Origin of the sequence: Edaphobacillus lindanitolerans, from assembly GCF_900156305.1 — a bacterium.
Taxonomy (GTDB): domain Bacteria; phylum Bacillota; class Bacilli; order Bacillales_A; family Planococcaceae; genus Bhargavaea; species Bhargavaea lindanitolerans.
Window position 1 is genome coordinate 497,908 of the sequence record NZ_FTPL01000001.1, and the last position, 22,245, is coordinate 520,152.

Sequence of the window (22,245 nt, forward strand, 5' to 3'; positions counted from 1 at the left end):
GCCATCTGTCCCGCCGGCCGGAGCCGGGTACGGGTGGCAGGCATGTGGATACGGGGATGAAGGCTTTCGGCTTCGTTTACGTTTCGCACCCCGAGTCGTATAATGGAGGGAAAGCCTTTTTTTAATGTGAAGGACGGGGGTTATCCCATGAATACATTGTTGCCGGCATTTGCCGGGCTCTACGAAAACGAAATCATGAGTGCGATGGATCGCCTGAAGTTGATCGCCGAACCGTCATCGGAATCTGCGGAGCGCATGGTCCGGGAAGCGGCCATGCTCGTACGGAATGACCGTCTCCGCCTCGTCGATGCGGATGAGCGGTACGGGACGGTCCGTTTCACTACGAGGGATTTCCCGTATGCCGAGATCATGCTGATGCTCCCGGCCCAGAAGTCGACCTGCAGCCTGCACGGCGACCGGGGCTGCGAACATACCGCTGCCGCCTGGTTCTCCGCCTTCCAGCATATCGGCTCCCTGTCGGAATGGCTTCGGGACTGGCGCAGCTCCGGTGTTTCCCGCTATCAGCCGGGCCGTGCGCTGGAACAGACACCGGAAGCCTGGCGTGACCTGCTCGACAAACTGACGTCCAGGTTCCGTTCGTTCGGTGAGACGGTCCCGTATCATATCATCTCAGAGGAACTCAGCCTCTTTAGCCAGCAGCTGCGGTCCGTTGAGCCGATCGAACAGGAATGGAAGCCGTTGTTCAAGCTCTACTCTTCGCTGTACGCCCTGCACGCGGTATCTGCAGGATTTTCTGCGCGCGGGTTTTCCATCGGCTATGACCGCTGGCAGTTTGGCCGGATGCTCGATGGCCTGCTGGACAACATCAAGGACAGCCTCGCCCGTCTCTCCACCTCAAGGCGGCTGTTTGCGGCCGACCCGTTTTATCACGATCTGGAGGACCTTGTCCGATCGTTCACTCTTTCTGCAGATCATTCCCCGGAAATGTGGATTGCCATCTACCGGGATGTCTGGACGACACTGTTCACCGGAAAAGATGCCCGGGAACGGGAACTGGCTGTACTAAGCGGGATGGATGACTCCTCTGACGGCTCTCCGCTCCTGCTGATGAGGGCATGGATATCGATTCTCCTCGGTTTGCCGGCCGGAGATGTCTCTGTCTCGGACGATCCCTCCGAGATCCCGCTGTTCACTTCGTGGATGGAGCTCGCGGAATACCTGGCCAAAGCCAAAGAGGGCACGAAGGCCCGGGAGATCATCCATGCGCTCGTCCCGCTCATCTCACCATACATGGAATCGGTCTCGTTCATCGAGCAGCGGAAAACGGCATCCGATCTTGCCGACCTGTGCCGTGAAACAGACATGCCGGAAAACGTGACGACCGACATCCTGTTTCGCTGCGGGTCTGCGGCAGAGGCCGAATACGCGGAGTTCCTGCTCGGCCGGGGACGCTACCGCGAATGGGCCGCATGGCATCTTCTGAATCATTCAAGCTTTGACCGTGTGGAGATGTCGGGGCTCAAGACGCTCATCGATGAAGCGCCGATGGAAGCCATTTCCTTATGCCATACGCACGTCACCGAACAGATCGCCCAGAAAAGCCGCGGGAATTACCGGGAAGCCGTCCGGATCCTGAAAAAAATGAAACGAGCGGCGAAAAAGTCAGGCAGGGCCGACTGGTGGAACGACTACATTGCCGCCCTCCGCAAAAAGCATTCCAGGCTCCGCGCGCTCATGGAAGAGATGGAAAGAGGGAAGCTGACGCTATGAAACCGATGACACTGAACCGGACAATCCGCCTTTCCGTGCGGGAACTTCCGGACGGGCGTTTCGCCCTTGCAGGATTCAATGAAAGCGATATGAATATTCCCGTCGGACGCCTGAAAGAGATTTTGTTCTTCAGCCATTTTCGCTCGTTTCTCGGACTTGATGCAACGGCAGACCCGGACGCCGTCATTCTCACGCCGCGCGAAGCGGTCGAAGCGCTCGGCGGCGGGTTCCCGCTTGTAAGTTTCGTGGGAGCTTCGGATCACGACGGGGTGCTGCTTCAGAACTTGATGGGCGCGGCTGAAATCTGGAACAGCCCGGGCCTCCCCCGCATTGCGGGCGCGGACGGCGGCGAGCTGAACTTCACGGATGACGAAGTGACGGAAGGCACGAAAGCCGTCCTTGAGAATGCATTCCGTGAACTGCTTGCCGATGGCGGAATCGGAACTGACCGGCTCAAAGACGTGATCGAATTCCGCAGAACCGAAACCGAAGACGCCGCTATCGGCGAAACGCTCCCGTTCCGGATCGCCGTCCGTCTGAGTGAACCGGAAGAAAGCCATGACGAATGGATGCTGGAAACGGTGCTCGTGAACAAACGCGGAGGCACGCACTGGACCCCGGCGGCACGGAAGACCGTGCTGCATCCAGCCGAGTCTCTCCCTAAGAAGTGGAAGGAATTCGCCGATCCGGTGGCAGCGATGCAGGACCGGATCGCCGCGTTGCTCGGTGACGGTGAAGGAGCGGATCGCATGCCCGGTTCCTTCATTTCCGAACCGCTTGAAGATGCACAGGTTCGCCGGTTTCTCGCGGAAGATTTGCCGGTCCTCCAATCGCTCGGTATCGATGTCATCATTCCTGCATGGCTGCGGGATGCGGCAGAGCGGAAAGTCCGTGTCCGTGCGACTACATCTGCCGGTTCATCCGGGACTGCACGGCTCGATGACGCCCTTGACTTCAATTGGTCGTTTTCATTGGGCGGAGAAGAAATCCCGGCGGAGCATTTCCGCCGGCTCGTCGAGGAAAAGCGGGAGTTCATCCGCGCCGGAGAAGATTGGTTCAGGCTTGACGCCGCCTGGCTCGCCCGCATCCGCGAGATGATGGAAGAGGCTGAACGGGGCGGTTTGACGGTGAAGGATCTGCTATTCCGGGATTTGGAGGAAGAGCTCGGCCTTGCAGCGGATGTCTCAGAAGATGAAGATGACGATGACGATCCGCTGTTCGCCTTTTCATTACAGCAGTCTTTGAAGGAGGCGGTCGGCCGCATCCGCAGCAAAGAAGGCATTCCGTCCGCGCCGGTGCCGGCAGGTCTCCATGCAACCCTCCGTCCTTACCAGAAAGACGGCTTCGACTGGCTCGTATTTATGCGCGAGAATGGATTCGGTGCAATCCTGGCTGACGATATGGGGCTCGGGAAGACCGTGCAGCTCATTGCCTATCTGCTTCACCTGCATGAAACGGAAGGTCCGGGACACGGACCGTCTCTCATCATCTGCCCGACCTCCGTCATCGGCAACTGGCAGCGTGAACTTGCCCGGTTTGCGCCGGGGCTTCCGGTTCTCGTCCACTATGGGCAGAGCCGCCTGAAAGACGAATCCCTGGACGACGGGCTCGGAAGGATCGGCAATGGCCTTGTCCTTACTACGTACGGAACGTTCATGCAGGACAGCGAGGCCCTGTCGGAATTCGAATGGGCGTCCGTTACGCTCGATGAGGCACAAAACATCAAGAACATGCAGACAAAGCAGTCCAGGGCCATCCGTAAGCTTCATGGCCGGCAGCACATCGCACTGACCGGGACTCCCGTAGAAAACCGGCTGGCGGAACTGTGGGCAATTTTCGACTTTATCCATAAGGGATACCTCGGCCGGTTTGCCTCTTTCCAGGAAGAATTCATCAATCCGATCGAGAAGGACGGTTCAGAGCCAAGAAAACAGAAGCTTCGCGCCAAAATTGCGCCGTTCCTGCTCAGACGGACAAAGTCAGACCCCGAGCTCATGCTCAACCTTCCGGACAAGCTTGAAGAGAACGAGTACGTGCCGCTCACTGAGGAGCAGGCCGCTCTCTATGAAAGTTATATCCGGGAAACGAAGGCCGGCCTCATGGAGACGGAAGGGTTCCGCCGAAAGGGCATCATCCTCAAAATGCTCAGCCGGCTGAAACAACTGTGCAACCACCCTTCCCTCTTCTTGAAAGAGCCGTTTTCCGAGCCTGCCGACCTGATCATCCGGTCGAAGAAGCTCGAACGGATCATTGAACTGACAGCAGAGATTGCAGAAAGCGGTGAGCAGGTGCTCATCTTCACGCAATACATCGGGATGGGGGAACTCATCCGTCACTGCCTGTCCGGCCTGCATGGCATTGAAGCGCCGTTCCTTACCGGCAGCATGCCGAAAACGAGCCGGGACCGCCTTGTCGAGGATTTCCAGAATGGCGAGTTCCCCGTTTTCATCCTTTCCCTGAAAGCAGGCGGCACCGGCCTCAATCTGACCGGCGCGAACCATGTGCTGCATGCCGACCGCTGGTGGAACCCGGCCGTCGAAAACCAGGCGACCGACCGGGCATACCGGATCGGCCAGGAGCGCTTCGTCCATGTGAGAAAGTTCGTCACCATCGGAACCGTGGAGGAAAAGATCGACCGGATGATTGCGGAAAAGGCGGCCCTCTCCTCCGAACTCATTCAGTCGGGTGCCTGGATCACCGACCTGACGGAGTCCGAACTGGACGATCTGTTCACAATCGGATGATCCGTTTACAGTAAAATATTGCAGACGGCCCGGCCACCCCCATGGCCGGGCCGTCTTGATCCTGTATTCAATGCCAACTCCACTCAGCGCTTCACAACGAGATTCAGTGTGCCGGGATCGTGCCGAAACCGATTGTCCTGCAGTTTTTCCAGATGTACCACCCTTTCGTTCATATGGGCGACAATCCGGATCAGCTGCTCAATCTGCCGTTCTGACCTGACAAGCTGATCTTCAATGTTCTTCATCATTCGCTCGTGATCCTTTCAATAAGGTGGTTGGCCGGACGGAGGCCCGACCGCTTCCGGTGCAGCGGTCGCACCGGGCCTGTACTCCGGGCGGCTCCGTATGGCGGTCAGTCCCGCCCCCGACGTTCAGTGGCGGATCGGGAACCCGGCCGACTCTTCCTCCGGCAGCGTCAGTTCCTTCGGCAGACCGGTTCCATGGGCAACCATGCCGCTGTTCTGCCTGGTCGCTTCTGCAGGACTGACTGCGATGCCCGCCGCTCCGTTCTTTCGACCATGTGCAATATGTGCGGAAGCTGCCGGCTCTGCCTGCTCATGAGCCGTTCCGGCGGCGGCTTGCCGTTCGGAAGTGCTGTTTGTCGGATGTCCGTTCTGATGCCCGCCTGCTGGATCAGACTGGCCCGCAGCTGACGGGCCGGCCTGGGACTCCAGCATCTCTTCCGCCTGCTTTTCTTCATTTTTTGCCGGCGGCTTCAGCTGGAGAAACTTCAGTTCCTCGCAAAGCACTTCTGTTACAAACACCCGGGCTTCGCCTTTCATGTATGACCTCGACCGGAGCCTGCCGCAGACACTGACGAGCGAACCTTTTCCGCAATACTCGACGGTACTATGAGCCTGCTTGCCCCAGATTGAGCAGAGAACGAAATCAGCCTCCTTGTCCTTGAACTTCTTTTCCACTGCCAAAACGAATCCTGCCTGGACAGCACCGCCGGCAAATTGCCGGAGTTCCGGATCTTTTGTAAGCCGGCCGATCAATGCCACCTGGTTCACGCGTTCACCTCCTTCCCTGATTTGTAACCTGAGCATACCCGATGTACGGCAAAACGGGCAAAGAGCCATTTTTCAATTTTGAAGCCCCTTTTTGCTCCAAAATCCGAATATGCAACGCGGGAAATTCTGGCCCTTTTTCACTGCTTCTCATATTCCCCGCGGTTTGCCGGTATTTTGGAGAAGGCGTCATTTTGCAAACTTGGCAGTTGATGAATTCGCTCCTCCGTGGAAAGCTCTTGCCATGATTGGCCGGAAAGGAGGTTATGGTATACTGTGGGAAGAATGCAACAGGGGGTGCGGACCGTGAAATCGTTCAAACTGATCTCGACTTCATTCGTCAAAGAAGGCCATGTCGTGCGGTATCCGCTGATCGACGGTATCATCATCAACCAGGAAGACAGCCACCGGTCGTGGATCCTTGAAATGTTCATCGATAAAAAACATAAGGCGGCGTTTGATGCCCTGCTGGAATCGGGGGAATTGCTCGATACCAAAGCCGTGATCTCCTATCCTGAGAACGAGCCGGCTGCTTTCAAGGTCGCAGTCTATGCCGTGAAAGAAATCGGGGACAGTATTTCAGTCCTGATGAAGGGGACACTGAAGCGGATCCGTTCCCAATACGCAGAGCAGCTTCTTGAAGAACTGATCGACCAAGGGCTCGAAGGAGAAGCGTTGATCGGGCGATTCACCCGTGATATGAAGAACCGGCCTCAACTCCGCCGTGACCGGGATGCCCGTCCGGCCGAATAAACTGTTCCGTAACATGAAAAACCCGGCATGGGCTTTAATGGCCCTTGCCGGGTTTTTCATGTTACCTGCCGTTGTCTCGGTTCAGGTCATCATCCATGATCTGGTCGCGGTTGTTTTCGTTCATCGTTCCGTTGCCGCCGTTGCCTGCACCGTTGTCATCCCCGCCAAATTCACCGAATCCCGAACCGGTTCCGTCCGGGTCTATCGGGCCGTCCGGAGTCCCGTTGTCCGTACCGTTGTTGGTACGGTTGTCGTTGACACCATTGTCCGTGTCGTTCGGCATCATGTTGTTGCCGTTTTCGATGTCTTCCATCGGTGTCTCGTTGTCCGGTGGCAGTGCACCGTTGTCGTTATTGTTACATCCGCCAAGAATGGCTGCTGCGGCAATGAGTGCCGGCGCTGCTTTCTTCCACATGAAAAAACCTCCCCTCGGCATTTTTCATCGCACGGGCCCATGCGATGATGTAGGTTGGCCGGTTCGGGCAGGTTCTATCATCAATTGCGCTTTCCTATTTAAGCCTGCCCGTGAGCAGGCTGTGGACGTATGTTGCCTCGGATCTGCACGCATACTGATATTGAGTATCGAGCTTTTCCTGCATCCACTCGATTTCCGCGATGAGGTCCTCAGATGGAGGCTCTTCCATGACACCTGACACGGTTTCATTGATCAGCTGTGCCAGCATCGAACTGAATTGGGCATCAGCCCGCAGACTTTTTGGCAGCTCATCAAACAACTCCGTCTCAAATATCACATAGCTTCTCCAGTAATGATGAAATTCTTCAGGATCAAACGCCTCCATCTTCCACCGCCGCTCATCCATATACCGGATGAAGGCCCGGCGGATCGATTTCCGGCATGCTGGCAGCAGTCCCGGCCCGAGGGAGAGTGCCATCAGGCATCTTTCCCTTCCCCGGCCACGGGGCCGAGGGCGAACAGGATATCCGTCTCGCAGGCAATCTCCCCATCCACCTTGGCGATGGCATGCCCCTTGCCCATCGATCCGCGGAGGCGGGTAAGCTCGACTTCGAGTTCCAGCCGGTCGCCGGGCTTGACCTGGCGCTTGAAGCGGCAGTTGTCAATGCCTGTGAAGAAAGCAAGGCGCCCTGCATTTCCCTCCATTGAGAGCACCGCAAGCGCACCCACCTGGGCCAGCGCTTCCACGATGAGCACGCCGGGCATGACTGGATAGCCCGGGAAGTGCCCGTTGAAAAAGTCTTCATTGATGGTGACGTTTTTATATCCCGCCGCCCGTTTGCCTTCCTCAATTTCCGTGATCCGATCCACAAGAAGGAACGGATAGCGGTGAGGCAGGATCGCCTGGATCTGTTCGGTTGTCAGCATTCTTGGTTTCCTCCTTATGTATGTGCGGAATGCCCCGCATTCATTCTTTCCCGCCGATAATGTCGAGGATATGCTTCCACGTATCAGGCTTCAATGCGTCTGTCGCCTTGCCGTCACCGAGCACACCGTATCCGAACATGAGTCCGAGCGCGGCAGCTGCAATGATTGCGAAAAGGACGATGATGATCCTCAGCCAGATCGGGATCAGCCGGATCCGGACCCAGCGTTTGTGGGTGCCCGTTTCCTCTTTCCCGGCCTTTTGCACCGCTGATTTGCGCGTTGATGCAGCTTCCGCAGCGGATGCTTTTCGCGCCTCTTTCTGTCTTTTCCGTTCAATGGCGCGTAATTTTTCCCGGTCTGCCGCTGCATTGGACGCGCGAAGTACACGGGTCTTTTTCGCCGGATCAGTTTCCGGCCGCCGGGTGCTCCGTCCGCCGGCCTGTGTATTCAATTCCGTTTTCCGGTTTTCATTCATTGCGATGGCTCCCTGTTTGCGGTGCCGGTCCATCAATTCGTCCGGCCGTTCCGTTGGATTCATTTCTTCTGGAAGTTGGCCCGACGGTGATCCAGCATGATGCCTGTGCCGGCAACGACGCAGCCGAGCGGATTCTCCGCCAGATAGACCGGAACTTTCAGTTCCTCGGTCAGCAGCTTGTCCAGGCCGTCGAGGAGAGCTCCGCCGCCGGTCAGCATGATGCCCCGGTCGATGATGTCCGCGGACAGCTCCGGCGGTGTCTGTTCGAGGACGTTGCGGGCTCCAAGGACGATGGCGCGGACCGATTCCCGGATCGCTTCCGCAGCCTGTGCTGACGTCACCGTGATGCCTTTTGGCAGTCCTGTCGCAAGATCCCGGCCGCGAACATCGATCGTTTTCTCGGCTGTACCCGGAAAAGCGGTTCCGACTTCTTTTTTGATCAATTCGGCCGTCATTTCCCCGATGAGCAGCCGTTCGTGCTTTTTAACGAATTGCAAGATGTCCCGGTCAAACGTATTGCCCGCCACCTTCACGGATTCCGAGGTCACGATGCCGCCCATTGAAAGCACGGCAATGTCGGTCGTTCCGCCGCCGATGTCGATGATCATATTGCCGCTCGGCTGATAAATGTCCATTCCTGCCCCGATGGCAGCCACCTTCGGCTCTTCTTCTATGTATACCCGTCTGGCTCCGGCCTTCAGAGAAGCATCCTGGATCGCCTTCTGCTCGACCGCCGTCACTTTGACCGGACAGCAGATCAGAATCCTCGGCTTCGTCATGAACCCTTTGACACCCAGCCGGTCAATGAACATCGTAAGCATTTTCTCGGTCATGTCAAAGTCGGCAATGACGCCGTCCTTCAACGGACGGACTGTTTCCACCGTGCCCGGGGCCCGGCCGATCATTCGGTGTGCTTCCGCCCCGACTGCCAGAACCTGCTTTGTTTTCGGGCTGATGGCCACGACCGAAGGCTCATCCAATACTACTCCCTTGCCCTTGACGTGAATGAGTACATTCGCCGTCCCCAGATCGATTCCGATATCTTTCGAAAACATATCCGTGCCCCTTCCGCCCGGCTTCAAGCCCGGGTTGATGCTGTCTGTATCATTTTAACATAGCGGAATGCCGTTGAACACATATGTCGGAAGCAGGATGCCGATCCGGAAGAAACGGGTCCTAAATCCGTTCTTCATAAAAAAAGACGCCCGCCCTGCCGGAATCGATTTCCGGTAGGACGGCTGGCGTCAGTCGGTTTCGGCGGACAATCCGGTTGGACCGGCGGGACCGCTCCGCCATTTCCTTCGTGTGGCCTCGCCGCCGCGCAGATGGCGGACAGCTTTGTGGTAAGCGAGCACCCTGGCGACTTCCTTTGCAAGTTCGCCGTTCACGTCCGGAAGCCGCTCCGTCAGATCCTTGTGTACCGTACTTTTGGAATAGCCGGTCGTCCGCGCGAGGGCACGGACCGTGGACCCGGTCTCCAGCAACAGTTCCCCGAGCATGAGGCATCGGCGCCGGATATGTTCGTGCACGTTCTCTTCCTTTCCTCTTGTCGGAACGCTTTCCACAACGTATGCGAGCGAAGCGCCATTCAGACCGTTCAAAGCCGCGGGGACCGACTTTTGGGGCAAAACAAACAAAAAGACGGGAGGCCCCGTCTTCCCGTCGCTCATCAGAACGCCAAATATTCTCCTGGGTTGACGGCCACGCCGTCTTTCGTCACTTCAAAGTGCAGATGATTGCCGGCCTCGGGATTCCATTCGTTCGATGTCGTCGTCGCGATGACATCTCCCTGTCCGACCGAATCGCCTTTTTCGACGAGGATGCCGGTAACTGAGCCATAGGTCGTCTTCAGCCCGTTCGCATGCTGGATCGTCACACGATTGCCGGTGAATTCATCCACCACGATGTCTTCGACCGTCCCGCTCAGTGCAGCCACGACTTCGAACGGTTCTTCTCCGGCTGAAAGCGAGATGCCGCTGTTCGTCACATATGACTGTTGGAAGACCAGAAGCGCCTTCTCCCGCTGCTCGGAATCTGCTTCGACATCATAGAATTCCTGGACAACCTTCACGCTGTCGAGAAGCGCCTCATCGAACGGGAATTTCATATTTTCGTTCTCGGCATTCGTCTCGATCGTCACTTCGCCGCCTCCGGAACCGGACTTGGCAACTTCCTGCTGCTCTGCTTGATCATCTTTTACAACTGCCTGATACGTCCAGACCATCCCGACAAATAAAAGCGCGAAACCGGAATAGATGGCCGGCCAGAACCAGGCTGACCTTTTGCTTTTCTTCTTCTGAGAAGGAGTAGACGGTTTGTTCTCTTCTCTCATCTTCATCACCTCAACCGCAGTGTCGGCAGGTTAAGGTAATTTTAAACATGCAGGATCATCGGCAGACAACTTTTTTATCGTTGTCCCGCTGTAATAATGCGAGAGGATCTTTTCGGCCGTCCATCCGTCGCGGGCATAGGCTTCCGCGCCGTATTGGCTCATGCCGACACCATGGCCGAACCCTTTCGTGAACACATGCACGACCTTCTTGTCGGGGTCATAGGCGACGTCGAAGTCGGTGGACCGGAGCCCGAGCTTGTCTCTCATGTCACGCCCTGACATTTCGAATCCCTCGGCGGCCACCGTCTGCACGCGCCCGGTCTCGTTCCTTCTGAGCTTCATCGTCCTGAACCTGTCGGCGGACCAGTCCGAGCCAAGTGCGTCATTCCATGCCTGGAGCGTCAAGGTGACCGAGTCCTCGAATGCAGGCGCAACCGTCTCTTCCCCCGAGCTCTCCACGCTCTGCAAGTATGGAATATCAGTCCCTCCGTAGTTCTTCGCCGTCTCGGTGCGGCCGTTGCTCGTCGAAAAGAACATGGCGGAAATGAGTTCTCCCTCATGGACAAGCACTTGCCCTTCAGTCTCTTTTACGGCCCTCCTCACTTTTCTCTCATTCTCGGCAAATGACTTGTCCCACAGTTTCCTGCGCTTGGCCTCCGGCTTGTACACCTGATGGGCCGTCGTCGTCTTGATCTGCCCTTCACTGCTTCCCGCAAGCCGGAGTGCATAAGTCCTGGAAGCGACCGCCTGAGCCTTCAGTGCCTCTTCGTGGAAATTGACCGGCATCTCACCCGCGAGGACGCCTGCCACATATTCCTCGATCGGGACAGGCTTCGATTCCCCTTCCACGTTCAGCACCGCCCCGCAGACCGGCCCGTCTTTGGACGGCATACCCGAGGATTTCCCGTCAGGAAGCTCTGTCTCTCCTGCACGCTCGTTCGCCGCCTGCGGCAGAGGAGGCTTCAATAGAATCGGTATGAAAAATAATAGTGCTACGATGAGGACACCCAATATTTTATTCATATCCTGATTTTATGAATATGGACAACCAGTTATGAGAGACGGACAATAGCAAAACAAATTCACCGGAGGCCCGTGTTTTCCCGACCGGTCGATGAAGGTTGCCGACTGAATGCGAAAGTCCCGGCCCATCTGTACACAGGCGGATTTTCGCGACCGATTAAAGAACATCCGCGGCTGATCTTCTGTTTGCCACGCTTCCGCATCCGATCGGCGGAGATTCGCGGCCGGTCGCCCGTGTTTCGCGGCCACACGCGACTGACTTTCCCAGCCCATATTAATATAACCCCCGTGATCCTCAGGATCACGGGGGTTATTCTATCAGTCAAACCGTTTCGGTCACTTTTTCCTCGGCGTGCGATTCGTCGTTGACGCGGCAGATGTCCGCACCAAGGTCCGCAAGCTTTCCATGGAAGTTGACGTAGCCGCGGTCAAGGTGGATGAGTTCGGTGACCCGTGTGATGCCTTCTGCAGCGAGTCCGGCAAGGATGAGTGCGGCTGCCGCCCGCAGGTCAGTGGCCGCCACTTCTGCGCCCTGGAGATCGGACGGGCCGTCCATGATGACGGAGCGTCCCTCGATTTTCACCGCGGCATTCATGCGGCGGAATTCCTCAACATGCATGAAGCGGTTCTCGAATACAGTTTCAGTAAGGACACCCGTGCCTTCCGCAGTCAGCATGAGCGCCATCATCTGGGACTGCATGTCTGTCGGGAACCCGGGATACGGCATCGTCTTAAGGTCGACGGATTTCACCGGCTTGTCTGCACGGATACGGAGGCCGTGGTCGGTGTCCTCGATGTCGATGTTCATTTCCTTGAGTTTGGCGATGAGAGCGGCGTTGTGTTCGGGAACTGCATTCTCGATCGTCACGTCACCTCGGGTGATCGCTGCGGCCACCATGAAAGTGCCGGTCTCGATCCGGTCAGGAATGATATGGTGCACAGCTGCGTGAAGCTTGTCGACGCCTTCGATCCGGATGGTATCGGTTCCCGCTCCGACGATGCGGCCGCCCATCTCGTTGATATAGTTGGCGAGGTCGACGATTTCAGGTTCCTTCGCCGCGTTTTCAATGATCGTCGTGCCTTTCGCCAGCGCAGCGGCAGACATGATGTTCTCGGTTGCCCCGACGCTCGGGAAGTCCAGATAGATCCGCGCACCTTTCAGGCGGCCGTCGATCTTTGCTTCCACATAGCCGTTACCGAATGAGATATCCGCACCCATCGCTTCGAAACCTTTCAAATGCTGTTCGATCGGGCGTGAACCGATTGCACACCCGCCGGGCTGCGCCACTCGCGCAAACCCGTTGCGTGCGAGAAGCGGCCCCATGACCAGGATGGATGCCCGCATTTTCCGGACATACTCAAACTGTGCCTCGCTTGAAAGGGGCATCGATGCGTCGATGCGCACTTCGTTGTATTCAGGGTCGAATTGAACCTCTGCATGGAGGCTTCTCAAAACTTCATTGATCGTGTATACATCGGTCAGAATCGGGACATCCTTGATGATGTTCGTCCCTTCGGATGACAGGAGCGCTGCTGCAAGAATCGGGAGCACCGCATTTTTCGCTCCTTCTACGCGGACCGTCCCATTCAGCGGGCGTCCACCTTTAACAATAATCTTATCCAATATAAGTCCCTCCGGCTTCTCTCTTCTTTAAGTCGGTCCATTGCTGTTCCATCAGTGCGGCCCTGTTACGGGCTGCCTGATTGCGGCGCCCCCGGGTCCGGTTACATAACAACTAAAAAAGCTCACACAACATCAAGTTTACAATGATTCACCGGCTGTTTCAAGGGGCAGGCCGCGCGATTCGCCAAGATTCGGTCCAATCTGCGCACACATTAATACAATGTACGCCGCATTCGACTTTTTTGTGTCGGTCCGTGTCCACAACGGACTCGGGTCTTCCGTCCTAAATGTCATTCCCCGTCTTATTTTCCCGCAAACGTTTCTCGGGAATGACTTTTGCCCTGCATGGACGCAAACAGGTCTACGCCTGTGCACGTCCATGCAGGACAGCATTTCAGCCCTGTGCGGCCGGTCTTGTTGCCCCGCCTCGCTTCAGCTGAATAATCCCGGAAGCTGCCTTGACCAATAGGATATGTCCAGAAAGAAATTCGATACGGCCGATCCGATGGCGATACTTAGCAAAATAAACAGCAATTGCGCCTGAAATACCCGATTTTTCCGGATCCATGCTTCCGGCATGATCGCCTGAAGCGCATAAAATGAAATGCCGATGAAGAATATATGGGAGATGAGTCCCGTCACCGACTGGAACGCAAAATAGGAGTCCGTCATCTTCTATGATTCTCCCTTCAAAAAAAACAGGCGGGCAGGAGTGTATTCTCCTGCCCGCCATTTTTATGCTTAATGGATCAAATGTTGCCTTTTGCGACGTTCAAGCGGTTCATGGCCCGTTTCAGGGACAGTTCCGCCCGCTTGAAGTCAGTGTCATCCTGTTTTGCCTGGAGCCGGCTTTCGGCACGTTTCCGCGCTTCGATGGCACGTTCCGTGTCGATATCTTCTGCCAGCTCTGCAGCCTGGGCAAGGATGGTGACCTTGTCCGGACGGACTTCAAGGAAGCCGCCGCTTACGGCAATGCGCTCTGTGCCATTGTCTTTGTTCAGGCGGACCGCACCGATCTCAAGCGGCGCCACCATCGGGATATGGCCGGGGAGAACCCCGAGCTCACCGGTCGAAGTGACCGCGATGACCATGTTCGCTTCCGAGTCATATACCGGACCGTCGGGAGTGACGATATTCACTTTGATTGTGCTCATTGTTTCCCCTCCTGGTCAGGATGATTAGACTTCAACGCCCATGCCCTTCGCTTTTTCGATGACTTCCTCGATGCGTCCGACGAGTCGGAATGCATCTTCCGGAAGGTGGTCGTAGCGCCCGTCCAGAATTTCACGGAAGCCTTTGATCGTTTCGGCAACCGGGACATAAGATCCCGGCTGGCCCGTGAACTGCTCGGCAACGTGGAAGTTCTGGGACAGGAAGAACTGGACGCGTCGCGCACGGTCAACGACGAGCTTGTCTTCGTCGCTCAATTCGTCCATCCCGAGGATGGCGATGATGTCCTGGAGCTCACGGTAGCGCTGAAGCGTCTGCTGGACTTCACGGGCGACCGCGTAGTGCTCTTCGCCGACGATTTCAGGAGAAAGCGCTCGGGAAGAAGATGCAAGCGGGTCAACCGCAGGATAGATCCCCATCTCGGAGAGGCTCCGCTCGAGGTTTGTCGTCGCGTCAAGGTGAGCGAATGTCGTGGCAGGAGCCGGGTCGGTATAGTCATCCGCAGGGACGTAGATTGCCTGGATGGATGTGACGGACCCTTTGTTCGTCGATGTGATCCGCTCCTGGAGCTTGCCCATCTCGGTTGCCAGCGTCGGCTGGTAACCAACCGCGGACGGCATGCGGCCAAGAAGTGCGGATACTTCGGAACCGGCTTGCGTGAACCGGAAGATGTTGTCGATGAAGAGAAGAACGTCCGCGCCTTTTTCATCACGGAAATGTTCTGCCATCGTCAGGCCGGTGAGCGCTACGCGCATACGGGCACCCGGCGGCTCGTTCATCTGTCCGAAGACCATCGCCGTTTTCTTGATGACGCCGGAATCGGTCATCTCGAAATACAGGTCGTTCCCTTCACGGGTACGCTCGCCGACACCGGCGAAGACAGAGATCCCGCCGTGTTCCTGGGCGATGTTGTTGATGAGTTCCTGGATCAGGACCGTCTTGCCGACGCCCGCGCCGCCGAAGAGACCGATCTTGCCGCCCTTGATGTAAGGAGCGAGAAGGTCGACGACTTTGATGCCGGTTTCGAGGATCTGGACATCGGTCGTCAGGTCTTCGAAGGAAGGCGGTTCGCGGTGGATCGGATCGCGGCGCTCGCCTGCAGGGATTTCTTCTGCAAGGTCGATCGCGTCACCGAGTACGTTGAATACACGGCCGAGTGTGATGTCACCGACAGGGACCGAAATCGGTGCCCCCATGTCGGTCACTTCCGCGCCGCGCTTAAGGCCGTCCGTGGAGGACATGGCGATGGCGCGCACGGAATCGTCGCCGAGGTGAAGGGCGACTTCGAGCGTCAGCGTCTGTGGCGCTTCGTTCGGACGCTCGATCTGGACTGTAAGGGCATTATAGATCTCAGGCATGTTGCCGCCGTCGAACTTCACGTCGACGACAGGACCCATAACCTGGAGGATATGTCCTTTGTTCATGCTGTTCCCTCCTGTCTGAGTGCTGCCGTGGAGTCACGCATGGAGGGGTGTGCGCTTATTCGAGCGCGGCCACCCCGCCGACGATCTCCGTAATTTCCTGGGTGATCGCCGCCTGGCGTGCACGGTTGTATGTGAGTGTCAGATTATCGATCAGTTCCATCGCATTGTCGGTCGCGCTCTTCATCGCCGTCATGGAGGATGCATGCTCGGAGGCTTTGCCGTCGAGCACCGCACCGTAGATCAGGCTTTCCGCATACTGCGGAAGGAGCACTTCGAGGATGGCTTCCGCGTCCGGTTCGAACTCATAGGAAGCCGTCGCCGTCACCGTGGCCATATCCGTCAGCGGAAGGACTTTTTTCTCGGTCACTTCCTGGCTGATGGCGCTGATATAGTGGTTGTAGAACATATACAGCTCATCGTATGTGCCGTCGATGAAGTTCCCGACAGCGTCGCGGGCGACATCTTTGACCTCGGCGAATGTCGGGTGATCCGAGATGCCGAGAACGCTGGCGGCCACATTGTAGCCGAGCTTCGTAAAGAAATCGACGCCGTGGCGCCCGATGGAGAGGATGACGACTTCATCTTTGGATGTATGCCGTTCCCTGATCTTGTTCAGAGCCGCCTTGAGGACGTGGGAGTTGTAGGCGCCCACGAGCCCGCGGTCGGAAGTGATGACGAGATAAGCGGTCTTTTTGACAGGCCGGGTTTCAAGCATCGGGTGGGTCGCATCGGGAGCGCCGGCTGCGATTGCCCCGATCACTTCCTGGATCTTCTCCATGTACGGATTGAACGATTTCGCGTTCAGTTCCGCCTTGCTCAGCTTGGAGGCAGATACCATGTGCATCGCCTTCGTGATCTGGCTCGTTTTCTTCGTGGAGGTGATCCGGCTCTTGATTTCGCGTAATGATGCCATCGGTTGTTCACCACCTTATCGTTTTTGGATCGGATCCGTGACTCAGTCTTCGGAACGGACGAACGTCTTCTTGAAGTCGTTGATGGCAGAAGCCATGTCTTCGTCCGCAGGAAGTGCTTTCGTCGTGCGGATGGTGTCCAGAACGTCCGGGCGGTTGGCATCAAGCCAGCTGTAGAATTCGGATTCAAAGCGCTGGATGTCCTGTACCGGAACATCGTCAAGGAAGCCGCGGGTGAGCGCATACAGGATGGCTACCTGCTTCTCGACTTTGATCGGCTTGTTCAGATCCTGCTTGAGCACTTCAACGGTGCGGGCACCGCGGTCAAGCTTCGCCTTCGTCACCGGATCAAGGTCGGAACCGAATTGGGCAAACGCTTCGAGCTCACGGAATGCAGCCAGGTCAAGACGCAGCGTACCGGCAACTTTCTTCATTGCCTTGATCTGCGCGGAACCGCCGACGCGGGATACGGAGAGGCCGGCGTTGATCGCCGGGCGAACACCGGAGAAGAACAGGTCGGATTGGAGGAAGATCTGTCCATCCGTAATCGAAATGACGTTCGTCGGAATGTAGGCGGAAATGTCCCCAGCCTGCGTCTCAACGAATGGCAGTGCCGTGATGGAACCGCCGCCGAGGTCGTCGTTCAGCTTCGCTGCACGCTCAAGGAGGCGCGAGTGAAGGTAGAAGACGTCACCAGGGTATGCTTCGCGGCCCGGAGGACGGCGGAGCAGAAGGGAAAGTTCACGGTAGGCAGCCGCCTGCTTCGAAAGGTCATCGTAGACGACGAGGACGTGCTTGCCCTGGAACATGAATTCTTCACCCATCGTGACCCCTGCATACGGTGCAAGGTAGAGAAGCGGTGCAGGATCAGAAGCGCCTGCGGAGACGACGATCGTGTAGTCGAGCGCACCGTTTTTGCGGAGCGTTTCAACGAGGCCGCGCACCGTCGATTCTTTCTGTCCGATGGCGACATAGATGCAGATCATGTCCTGATCCGCCTGGTTCAGGATCGTGTCGACTGCCACGGATGTTTTGCCGGTCTGGCGGTCACCGATGATGAGCTCCCGCTGGCCGCGGCCGATCGGAACGAGTGCATCGATGGCCTTGATCCCTGTCTGGAGCGGCTCGTCGACCGATTTACGCGCCATGACACCTTGTGCCGGGCTTTCGATCGGACGGGTTTTGCCGGTTTCAACCGGACCCATGCCGTCAAGCGGCATGCCGAGCGGATTCACGACACGGCCGATCAGCTGTTCGCCGACCGGTACTTCCATGATGCGGCCCGTGCGGCGAACTTCGTCGCCTTCTTTGATCTCGGTGTATGGCCCGAGGATTACGATACCGACGTTGTTCTCTTCGAGGTTCTGGGCGAGGCCCATGACACCATTGGAGAACTCGAGCAGTTCGCCGGCCATGACATTGTCGAGGCCATGCGCGCGGGCGATCCCGTCACCGACGGTAATGACGGTGCCGACATCGCTGACTTCCAACTCAGATTGGTAGTCCGCAATCTGCTGTTTGATGAGAGCACTGATTTCTTCAGCTTTGATGCTCATGCATGTCACCCCTTCATTTCAAAAGATTATGCGTTGACCAGATCACGCTTGAGGTGATCCAGCTTCGTTTTAAGGCTGTTGTCGTAGATGCGGTTCCCGATTCGGATGCGCACGCCGCCGATCAGCGACGGGTCGACGATATTGTCGATCCGGAGTGACTGCTTGCCCACTTTGCCGGCAAACACAGTCGACAGCTCCCGCTGTTCCTCTTCGGTGAGCGGGCGGGTCGAGTAGACTTTCGCTTCCGCGATGCCTGCCGATTCATTCGCCATCTCGATGAACTCGTCTGCAACGTCTGCCGCTTCGCTGATGCGCTGGGCATCGACGAGCACCTGCAGCAGATTGACTGTCAGGATGTCCGCACCGGCGAACAGGCCCTTCAGCATTTCTTTCTTTTTGGAACCGGAGATTTTCGGCGAACCGAGAAGCGCCCGGAGGTCCGCAGACTCCCGGAACACTTTCCGCAGTTCTCTCATATCTCCCTGGACCGGATCAAGCTTGCCCTGTTCACGTGTTACTTCAAACAAAGCGAGAGCGTAGCGGTTTGCAGCCACGGAACGGCTCATCGGCCTTCCCCTGCCTTCTGGATCGTCTCTTCAATGAGGGCACGGTTGTCCTCTTCGGAGATTTCTTTGCCAAGCACCTTCTCCGCCGCGAGAATGGACATGGAGACGAATTCTTCGCGGACGGCCTGGATGGCCTTTTCTTTTTCGTTTGCGATCTCAGCCGCTGCATTTTCGCGCATGCGGACCGCTTCGGCACGGGCGGTTTCCATGATTTCGGCACGCTGGGCATCGCCCTGCTGCTTCGCATTTTCAACAATCGCCTGTGCTTCCGTACGTGCTTCCTTCAAAAGAGCTCGCTGCTCTTCAAGCAGGTTCGCGGACTCGGCACGGCTCTTCTCGGCTTCCTCGATTTCGGTTGCGATGAGTTCCGCACGCTGGTCCATGATGCCCATGAGCGGGCCCCAGGCGAACTTCTTGAGGAGGAGCATGAGCAGCAGGAAGAATACGACGGTGACGATGATGTCACCGGTGTTCAGTCTCTCAAAAAATCCTTCGCCGGCTGTTGCGGCCAGGACGAAATGGTCCAAAGACACGATTGTCTCACTCCCTTCGGAAACTTGGGGGCCGGATTGCGGCCTCCCTCAGATGGTCATGCATTCAAATGTCCATACATAAAGGAATGGCGAAAAGATTCAATCGATGCTCTTCGCCATTTTCAAAACTGCGTATGATTATCTGTTCATGACGATGAACGCGATGACCGTCGCGATGATCGGAAGGGCCTCTACGAGTGCGACCCCGATGAACATTGTCGTCTGGAGGACACCGCGTGCCTCTGGTTGACGTGCGATACCTTCTACTGTGCGGGAAACGATGAGACCGTTACCGATACCGGCGCCGAGGGCACCCAAACCGACTGCGATTGCTGCTGCCAAAAGACCCATTTTATAATTTCCTCCTAAGTGTTTGGTTTTGTTTTGTCAGCCCGATTTTCGGGCATCATATGATCAATGGTCTGTGCTCACTTTGTGAGCCATGTATACCATCGTCAACATAACGAAGATAAACGACTGGATCGCCCCGATGAAGATCGAGAAGCCCTGCCATGCCATTGCAGGAACGATTGCGCCGAGGAATCCGAAGACACTTGCGGAACCAAGGCCGGCGAGGAGCCCGATGAGGATCTCACCCGCATAGATGTTCCCGTAGAGACGGAGACCGAGCGTCAGCGTGTTTGCAAATTCCTCGATGACCTTAAGCGGTGCAAGGAATGGCATCGGCTGTGCAAATCCGCCGAGGTATTTCTTGAGACCGAGCATCTTGACGCCGTAGAAGTGGGTCAGGACGACGACCATGACGGCAAGCGTCATCGTGATGGTCGGGTCGGCAGTCGGGGACTTCCACCATAGTTGATGGTCCCAGACGATCGAGAACGGAAGGCCGAGCATGTTCGCAACGAAGATGAACATGATGAGCGTCAGGCCGAGCAGGTGGAATCGCCCGCCTGTCTTCCAGTCCATGTTGCTCTTGACGATGCCCTTGACGAAGTCCATGACCCATTCCATGAAGTTCTGCATGCCGGTCGGCTTCAGCTTCAGGTTTCGGGTCGAGATGAACGCAATGAGAAAGACGATCAGGCATGTAACCCCGAGCATAAGAATATTCGATGGATTGAACGTCAGTCCGAGCCATACGAATTGGGGGTTTTCATGGTTCATTTATTGGTTCACCTCTCTTTCTCCCCAGAATCCTGGTGTTTCAGATGATAAGTGATCCGTTCTGCCAGCATGAGGCCGTAAGGGATCATTAAACCGATCACCGTGGCGATCAGGTCAAATGTCTCCGGCAGCGAAATGGCGATGGCCGCCGCTGCGACACCCGAAGCGAATCGGATGCCGGACCCGAGCGAAGGTGCCCGTGTCCCTTCTGTCAGCGTCCGGTCGAACTTCTCCATCCTCCTGACGAGGATCCAGAAGTTGTACAATCCAAAGAGGATCCCGAGGATCAGCCCGGCAAACACCTTCGGCCATGGGGTGAATCCCCATCCGAGGACAAGCAAAGCGAGCAAAAAAAAGAGAGCCCTCTTCTGCCTATTGTGGATCTGCCGTAAGTTCTCCATTTTTGAGGTCCCCCGCATCGTATTTCCGGCCGGTTTCCGCCTTTCGGAGCGAGTATAATAGAATGCAGTAACAGCAAGCGCACGCAGCGTCAGAAAACGCCTGTAACCCTTGTCATTCTTACCCTTTGCAAGCATACAACAGGGGTAAAATGATGTCAATTGATTCCCGTGAAATTCTTCACAAGCGGCCTTTTTTGTCAAAGATTCGACAAACTTGAGAGAGTGGCCGGAACGGGCAGCATCCAAGCCGCCGGCGGCTGTTTTTTTATGGGCCCGGCCGGCCCCACGGACTGTTCCGCTTACTGAAGAAAATCGCCCGGCCCACCCGGCTTTTGCCAAGTGTTGCCGGGCGAACCACAACCTTATACATATTTTTCTGAAATCATTTCTCTTTTTCCATATAATCCAGCAACGCCTGGACGATCCGTTCCGAAGCGTGTCCGTCCCCGTATGGGTTGGAAGCCTTGGCCATCGCGGCATAGGAGGCTTGGTCGGACAGCAGCTCGTCGGCCATCCGGAAAATTGTCTCTTCGTCCGTCCCGGCAAGCTTCAGCGTGCCCGCTTCGATTCCTTCCGGCCGTTCGGTTGTATCCCTCAGGACGAGCACCGGTTTTCCGAGCGACGGTGCCTCTTCCTGGATCCCGCCCGAATCGGTGAGGATGAGATGGGAGCGGGCGGCGAAGTTATGGAAATCCACCACTTCCAGCGGATCGATGAGACGGACGCGTGGATTGTCGCCGAGAATCTCGTCGGCCACTTCGCGCACGGCCGGATTGAGATGCACCGGATAGATCACGCGGGTGTCCTCGTGCTTCTCGAGCAGCCGGCTGATCGCCCGGAACATATGCCTCATCGGCTCGCCGAGGTTTTCCCTGCGGTGGGCGGTCAGGAGGATGATCCGGTCCCCTTCCGCTCCTTCAAGCAGCGGATTGGAATACGTTTCATCCACAGTCGTCTTCAGTGCGTCGATTGCCGTATTGCCGGTGATGAAGATCCGGTCTTCCGGCTTCCCTTCCGCAAGAAGGTTCGCAGCCGACTTTTCGGTCGGGGCAAAATGCAGGTCGGCCAGGACGCCGGTGAGCTGGCGGTTCATCTCCTCCGGGAACGGCGAGTGCTTGTCCCATGTGCGCAGTCCCGCCTCGACATGACCGACCGTGATGCCGTTGTAGAAAGCGGCAAGACCCGCGATGAATGTCGTCGACGTGTCCCCGTGGACGAGCACGACATCGGGACGGGCCTCTTTCATGATCCGGTCAAGCCCTTCAAGTCCGCGGGTCGCCACATCGACGAGCGTCTGCCGGCTCTTCATGATATTCAGATCATACTCGGGTTCGATGCCGAACGCATCGAGCACCTGATCGAGCATTTCACGGTGCTGGGCGGTCACCGTCACGATCGGCTCGATCGATTCTGGATGCTTTTTCAGTTCCAGCACGAGCGGCGCCATCTTGATCGCCTCCGGCCGTGTGCCGAAGATCGTCATCACTTTCCAGCGTTTCGTCAATCTCAGTCACCATCCAACGTT

General features: G+C 56.8%; 25 protein-coding genes. 3 read left to right on the top strand and 22 right to left on the bottom strand.

Going from position 1 to position 22,245, the window contains the following annotated elements; translation table 11 throughout:
- Window positions 1-147 precede the first annotated feature (147 nt).
- The gene (locus tag B0B07_RS02365) at window positions 148-1,731 is read left to right on the top strand and encodes a hypothetical protein (RefSeq protein ID WP_076756761.1); all 1,584 of its coding nucleotides are present in this window, start codon (window positions 148-150) and stop codon (window positions 1,729-1,731) included.
- Entirely contained in the window at window positions 1,728-4,475 is a 2,748-nt protein-coding gene (locus tag B0B07_RS02370) for a DEAD/DEAH box helicase (RefSeq protein ID WP_076756762.1), read from the top strand. Before B0B07_RS02365 ends, B0B07_RS02370 begins: the two co-directional genes overlap by 4 nt.
- An 83-nt stretch (window positions 4,476-4,558) precedes the next feature.
- Here the strand turns inward: B0B07_RS02370 and B0B07_RS15200 are convergent, their stop codons facing one another.
- On the bottom strand, window positions 4,559-4,723 hold the full coding sequence (locus tag B0B07_RS15200) for a hypothetical protein (protein WP_159438410.1): 165 nt from the start codon (window positions 4,721-4,723) through the stop codon (window positions 4,559-4,561).
- Window positions 4,724-4,846: 123 nt separating this feature from the next.
- Window positions 4,847-5,488, bottom strand: a complete 642-nt coding sequence (locus B0B07_RS02375) for a single-stranded DNA-binding protein (RefSeq protein WP_076756763.1) — start codon at window positions 5,486-5,488, stop codon at window positions 4,847-4,849.
- 303 nt (window positions 5,489-5,791) lie between these two features.
- On the opposite strand from B0B07_RS02375, the gene B0B07_RS02380 reads away from it, so the two are divergent.
- On the top strand, window positions 5,792-6,238 hold the full coding sequence (locus tag B0B07_RS02380; protein WP_076757471.1) for a YwpF family protein: 447 nt from the start codon (window positions 5,792-5,794) through the stop codon (window positions 6,236-6,238).
- 61 nt (window positions 6,239-6,299) lie between these two features.
- Here B0B07_RS02380 and B0B07_RS02385 read toward each other — a convergent pair whose 3' ends face one another.
- From B0B07_RS02385 to wecB, 20 genes are all read right to left on the bottom strand, one after another.
- A complete protein-coding gene (locus B0B07_RS02385; RefSeq protein WP_076756764.1) occupies window positions 6,300-6,653 on the bottom strand; it encodes a hypothetical protein in 354 nt (117 codons plus the stop codon).
- A gap of 94 nt (window positions 6,654-6,747) precedes the next feature.
- Window positions 6,748-7,131: a hypothetical protein gene (locus tag B0B07_RS02390; protein ID WP_076756765.1), complete on the bottom strand. Its 384-nt coding sequence runs from the start codon at window positions 7,129-7,131 to the stop codon at window positions 6,748-6,750.
- Window positions 7,131-7,580 carry a 3-hydroxyacyl-ACP dehydratase FabZ gene (gene fabZ, locus B0B07_RS02395; RefSeq protein ID WP_076756766.1) on the bottom strand — a complete coding sequence of 150 codons (450 nt, stop codon included), beginning with the start codon at window positions 7,578-7,580 and terminating at the stop codon, window positions 7,131-7,133. The genes B0B07_RS02390 and fabZ overlap by 1 nt, the downstream gene beginning before the upstream one ends.
- A gap of 40 nt (window positions 7,581-7,620) precedes the next feature.
- The gene (locus tag B0B07_RS15520; RefSeq protein WP_327078154.1) at window positions 7,621-8,118 is read right to left on the bottom strand and encodes a DNA-directed RNA polymerase subunit beta; all 498 of its coding nucleotides are present in this window, start codon (window positions 8,116-8,118) and stop codon (window positions 7,621-7,623) included.
- Window positions 8,115-9,110 carry a rod shape-determining protein gene (gene mreB / locus B0B07_RS02405; protein ID WP_076756767.1) on the bottom strand — a complete coding sequence of 332 codons (996 nt, stop codon included), beginning with the start codon at window positions 9,108-9,110 and terminating at the stop codon, window positions 8,115-8,117. Before mreB ends, B0B07_RS15520 begins: the two co-directional genes overlap by 4 nt.
- A 189-nt stretch (window positions 9,111-9,299) precedes the next feature.
- A complete protein-coding gene (locus B0B07_RS02410; RefSeq protein WP_076757473.1) occupies window positions 9,300-9,584 on the bottom strand; it encodes a sporulation transcriptional regulator SpoIIID in 285 nt (94 codons plus the stop codon).
- Window positions 9,585-9,724: 140 nt separating this feature from the next.
- On the bottom strand, window positions 9,725-10,387 hold the full coding sequence (locus B0B07_RS02415; RefSeq protein ID WP_076756768.1) for a M23 family metallopeptidase: 663 nt from the start codon (window positions 10,385-10,387) through the stop codon (window positions 9,725-9,727).
- A gap of 30 nt (window positions 10,388-10,417) precedes the next feature.
- Window positions 10,418-11,410: a stage II sporulation protein D gene (gene spoIID, locus B0B07_RS02420; RefSeq protein ID WP_076756769.1), complete on the bottom strand. Its 993-nt coding sequence runs from the start codon at window positions 11,408-11,410 to the stop codon at window positions 10,418-10,420.
- 322 nt (window positions 11,411-11,732) lie between these two features.
- Window positions 11,733-13,034 (bottom strand): UDP-N-acetylglucosamine 1-carboxyvinyltransferase, encoded by a 1,302-nt coding sequence (gene murA / locus B0B07_RS02425; protein WP_076756770.1) that lies wholly within the window; start codon window positions 13,032-13,034, stop codon window positions 11,733-11,735.
- 432 nt (window positions 13,035-13,466) lie between these two features.
- The gene (locus B0B07_RS02430) at window positions 13,467-13,706 is read right to left on the bottom strand and encodes a DUF1146 family protein (RefSeq protein ID WP_076756771.1); all 240 of its coding nucleotides are present in this window, start codon (window positions 13,704-13,706) and stop codon (window positions 13,467-13,469) included.
- 77 nt (window positions 13,707-13,783) lie between these two features.
- The gene (locus B0B07_RS02435) at window positions 13,784-14,188 is read right to left on the bottom strand and encodes a F0F1 ATP synthase subunit epsilon (protein WP_076756772.1); all 405 of its coding nucleotides are present in this window, start codon (window positions 14,186-14,188) and stop codon (window positions 13,784-13,786) included.
- A 24-nt stretch (window positions 14,189-14,212) separates the two neighbouring features.
- Window positions 14,213-15,628, bottom strand: a complete 1,416-nt coding sequence (gene atpD, locus B0B07_RS02440; RefSeq protein WP_076756773.1) for a F0F1 ATP synthase subunit beta — start codon at window positions 15,626-15,628, stop codon at window positions 14,213-14,215.
- 55 nt (window positions 15,629-15,683) lie between these two features.
- Window positions 15,684-16,541 carry an ATP synthase F1 subunit gamma gene (gene atpG, locus B0B07_RS02445; protein ID WP_076756774.1) on the bottom strand — a complete coding sequence of 286 codons (858 nt, stop codon included), beginning with the start codon at window positions 16,539-16,541 and terminating at the stop codon, window positions 15,684-15,686.
- 42 nt (window positions 16,542-16,583) lie between these two features.
- Window positions 16,584-18,095: a F0F1 ATP synthase subunit alpha gene (gene atpA, locus B0B07_RS02450; RefSeq protein WP_076756775.1), complete on the bottom strand. Its 1,512-nt coding sequence runs from the start codon at window positions 18,093-18,095 to the stop codon at window positions 16,584-16,586.
- Window positions 18,096-18,121: 26 nt separating this feature from the next.
- Window positions 18,122-18,661 carry a F0F1 ATP synthase subunit delta gene (locus B0B07_RS02455; protein WP_076756776.1) on the bottom strand — a complete coding sequence of 180 codons (540 nt, stop codon included), beginning with the start codon at window positions 18,659-18,661 and terminating at the stop codon, window positions 18,122-18,124.
- Window positions 18,658-19,194: a F0F1 ATP synthase subunit B gene (gene atpF / locus B0B07_RS02460; RefSeq protein ID WP_076756777.1), complete on the bottom strand. Its 537-nt coding sequence runs from the start codon at window positions 19,192-19,194 to the stop codon at window positions 18,658-18,660. The genes B0B07_RS02455 and atpF overlap by 4 nt, the downstream gene beginning before the upstream one ends.
- A 138-nt stretch (window positions 19,195-19,332) precedes the next feature.
- Window positions 19,333-19,545 (bottom strand): F0F1 ATP synthase subunit C, encoded by a 213-nt coding sequence (atpE, locus tag B0B07_RS02465; protein ID WP_076756778.1) that lies wholly within the window; start codon window positions 19,543-19,545, stop codon window positions 19,333-19,335.
- A gap of 63 nt (window positions 19,546-19,608) precedes the next feature.
- On the bottom strand, window positions 19,609-20,319 hold the full coding sequence (gene atpB / locus B0B07_RS02470; RefSeq protein WP_076756779.1) for a F0F1 ATP synthase subunit A: 711 nt from the start codon (window positions 20,317-20,319) through the stop codon (window positions 19,609-19,611).
- 8 nt (window positions 20,320-20,327) lie between these two features.
- Complete coding sequence (locus B0B07_RS02475) at window positions 20,328-20,720, bottom strand: ATP synthase subunit I (protein WP_076756780.1); 393 nt, start codon at window positions 20,718-20,720, stop codon at window positions 20,328-20,330.
- Window positions 20,721-21,102: 382 nt separating this feature from the next.
- Window positions 21,103-22,224: a non-hydrolyzing UDP-N-acetylglucosamine 2-epimerase gene (wecB, locus tag B0B07_RS02480; RefSeq protein ID WP_076756781.1), complete on the bottom strand. Its 1,122-nt coding sequence runs from the start codon at window positions 22,222-22,224 to the stop codon at window positions 21,103-21,105.
- Window positions 22,225-22,245 lie beyond the last annotated feature (21 nt).

Excerpts from the sequence above, each read along its gene's own strand:
- B0B07_RS02365 (WP_076756761.1), top strand. The coding sequence starts at position 148 with ATGAATACATTGTTGCCGGCATTTGCCGGGCTCTACGAAAACGAAATC.
- B0B07_RS02370 (WP_076756762.1), top strand. The coding sequence starts at position 1,728 with ATGAAACCGATGACACTGAACCGGACAATCCGCCTTTCCGTGCGGGAA.
- B0B07_RS15200 (WP_159438410.1), bottom strand. The coding sequence starts at position 4,723 with ATGATGAAGAACATTGAAGATCAGCTTGTCAGGTCAGAACGGCAGATT.
- B0B07_RS02385 (WP_076756764.1), bottom strand. The coding sequence starts at position 6,653 with ATGTGGAAGAAAGCAGCGCCGGCACTCATTGCCGCAGCAGCCATTCTT.
- B0B07_RS02390 (WP_076756765.1), bottom strand. The coding sequence starts at position 7,131 with ATGGCACTCTCCCTCGGGCCGGGACTGCTGCCAGCATGCCGGAAATCG.
- fabZ (WP_076756766.1), bottom strand. The coding sequence starts at position 7,580 with ATGCTGACAACCGAACAGATCCAGGCGATCCTGCCTCACCGCTATCCG.
- B0B07_RS15520 (WP_327078154.1), bottom strand. The coding sequence starts at position 8,118 with ATGAATCCAACGGAACGGCCGGACGAATTGATGGACCGGCACCGCAAA.
- mreB (WP_076756767.1), bottom strand. The coding sequence starts at position 9,110 with ATGTTTTCGAAAGATATCGGAATCGATCTGGGGACGGCGAATGTACTC.
- B0B07_RS02415 (WP_076756768.1), bottom strand. The coding sequence starts at position 10,387 with ATGAGAGAAGAGAACAAACCGTCTACTCCTTCTCAGAAGAAGAAAAGC.
- spoIID (WP_076756769.1), bottom strand. The coding sequence starts at position 11,410 with ATGAATAAAATATTGGGTGTCCTCATCGTAGCACTATTATTTTTCATA.
- B0B07_RS02430 (WP_076756771.1), bottom strand. The coding sequence starts at position 13,706 with ATGACGGACTCCTATTTTGCGTTCCAGTCGGTGACGGGACTCATCTCC.
- B0B07_RS02435 (WP_076756772.1), bottom strand. The coding sequence starts at position 14,188 with ATGAGCACAATCAAAGTGAATATCGTCACTCCCGACGGTCCGGTATAT.
- atpD (WP_076756773.1), bottom strand. The coding sequence starts at position 15,628 with ATGAACAAAGGACATATCCTCCAGGTTATGGGTCCTGTCGTCGACGTG.
- atpG (WP_076756774.1), bottom strand. The coding sequence starts at position 16,541 with ATGGCATCATTACGCGAAATCAAGAGCCGGATCACCTCCACGAAGAAA.
- atpA (WP_076756775.1), bottom strand. The coding sequence starts at position 18,095 with ATGAGCATCAAAGCTGAAGAAATCAGTGCTCTCATCAAACAGCAGATT.
- B0B07_RS02455 (WP_076756776.1), bottom strand. The coding sequence starts at position 18,661 with ATGAGCCGTTCCGTGGCTGCAAACCGCTACGCTCTCGCTTTGTTTGAA.
- atpE (WP_076756778.1), bottom strand. The coding sequence starts at position 19,545 with ATGGGTCTTTTGGCAGCAGCAATCGCAGTCGGTTTGGGTGCCCTCGGC.
- atpB (WP_076756779.1), bottom strand. The coding sequence starts at position 20,319 with ATGAACCATGAAAACCCCCAATTCGTATGGCTCGGACTGACGTTCAAT.
- B0B07_RS02475 (WP_076756780.1), bottom strand. The coding sequence starts at position 20,720 with ATGGAGAACTTACGGCAGATCCACAATAGGCAGAAGAGGGCTCTCTTT.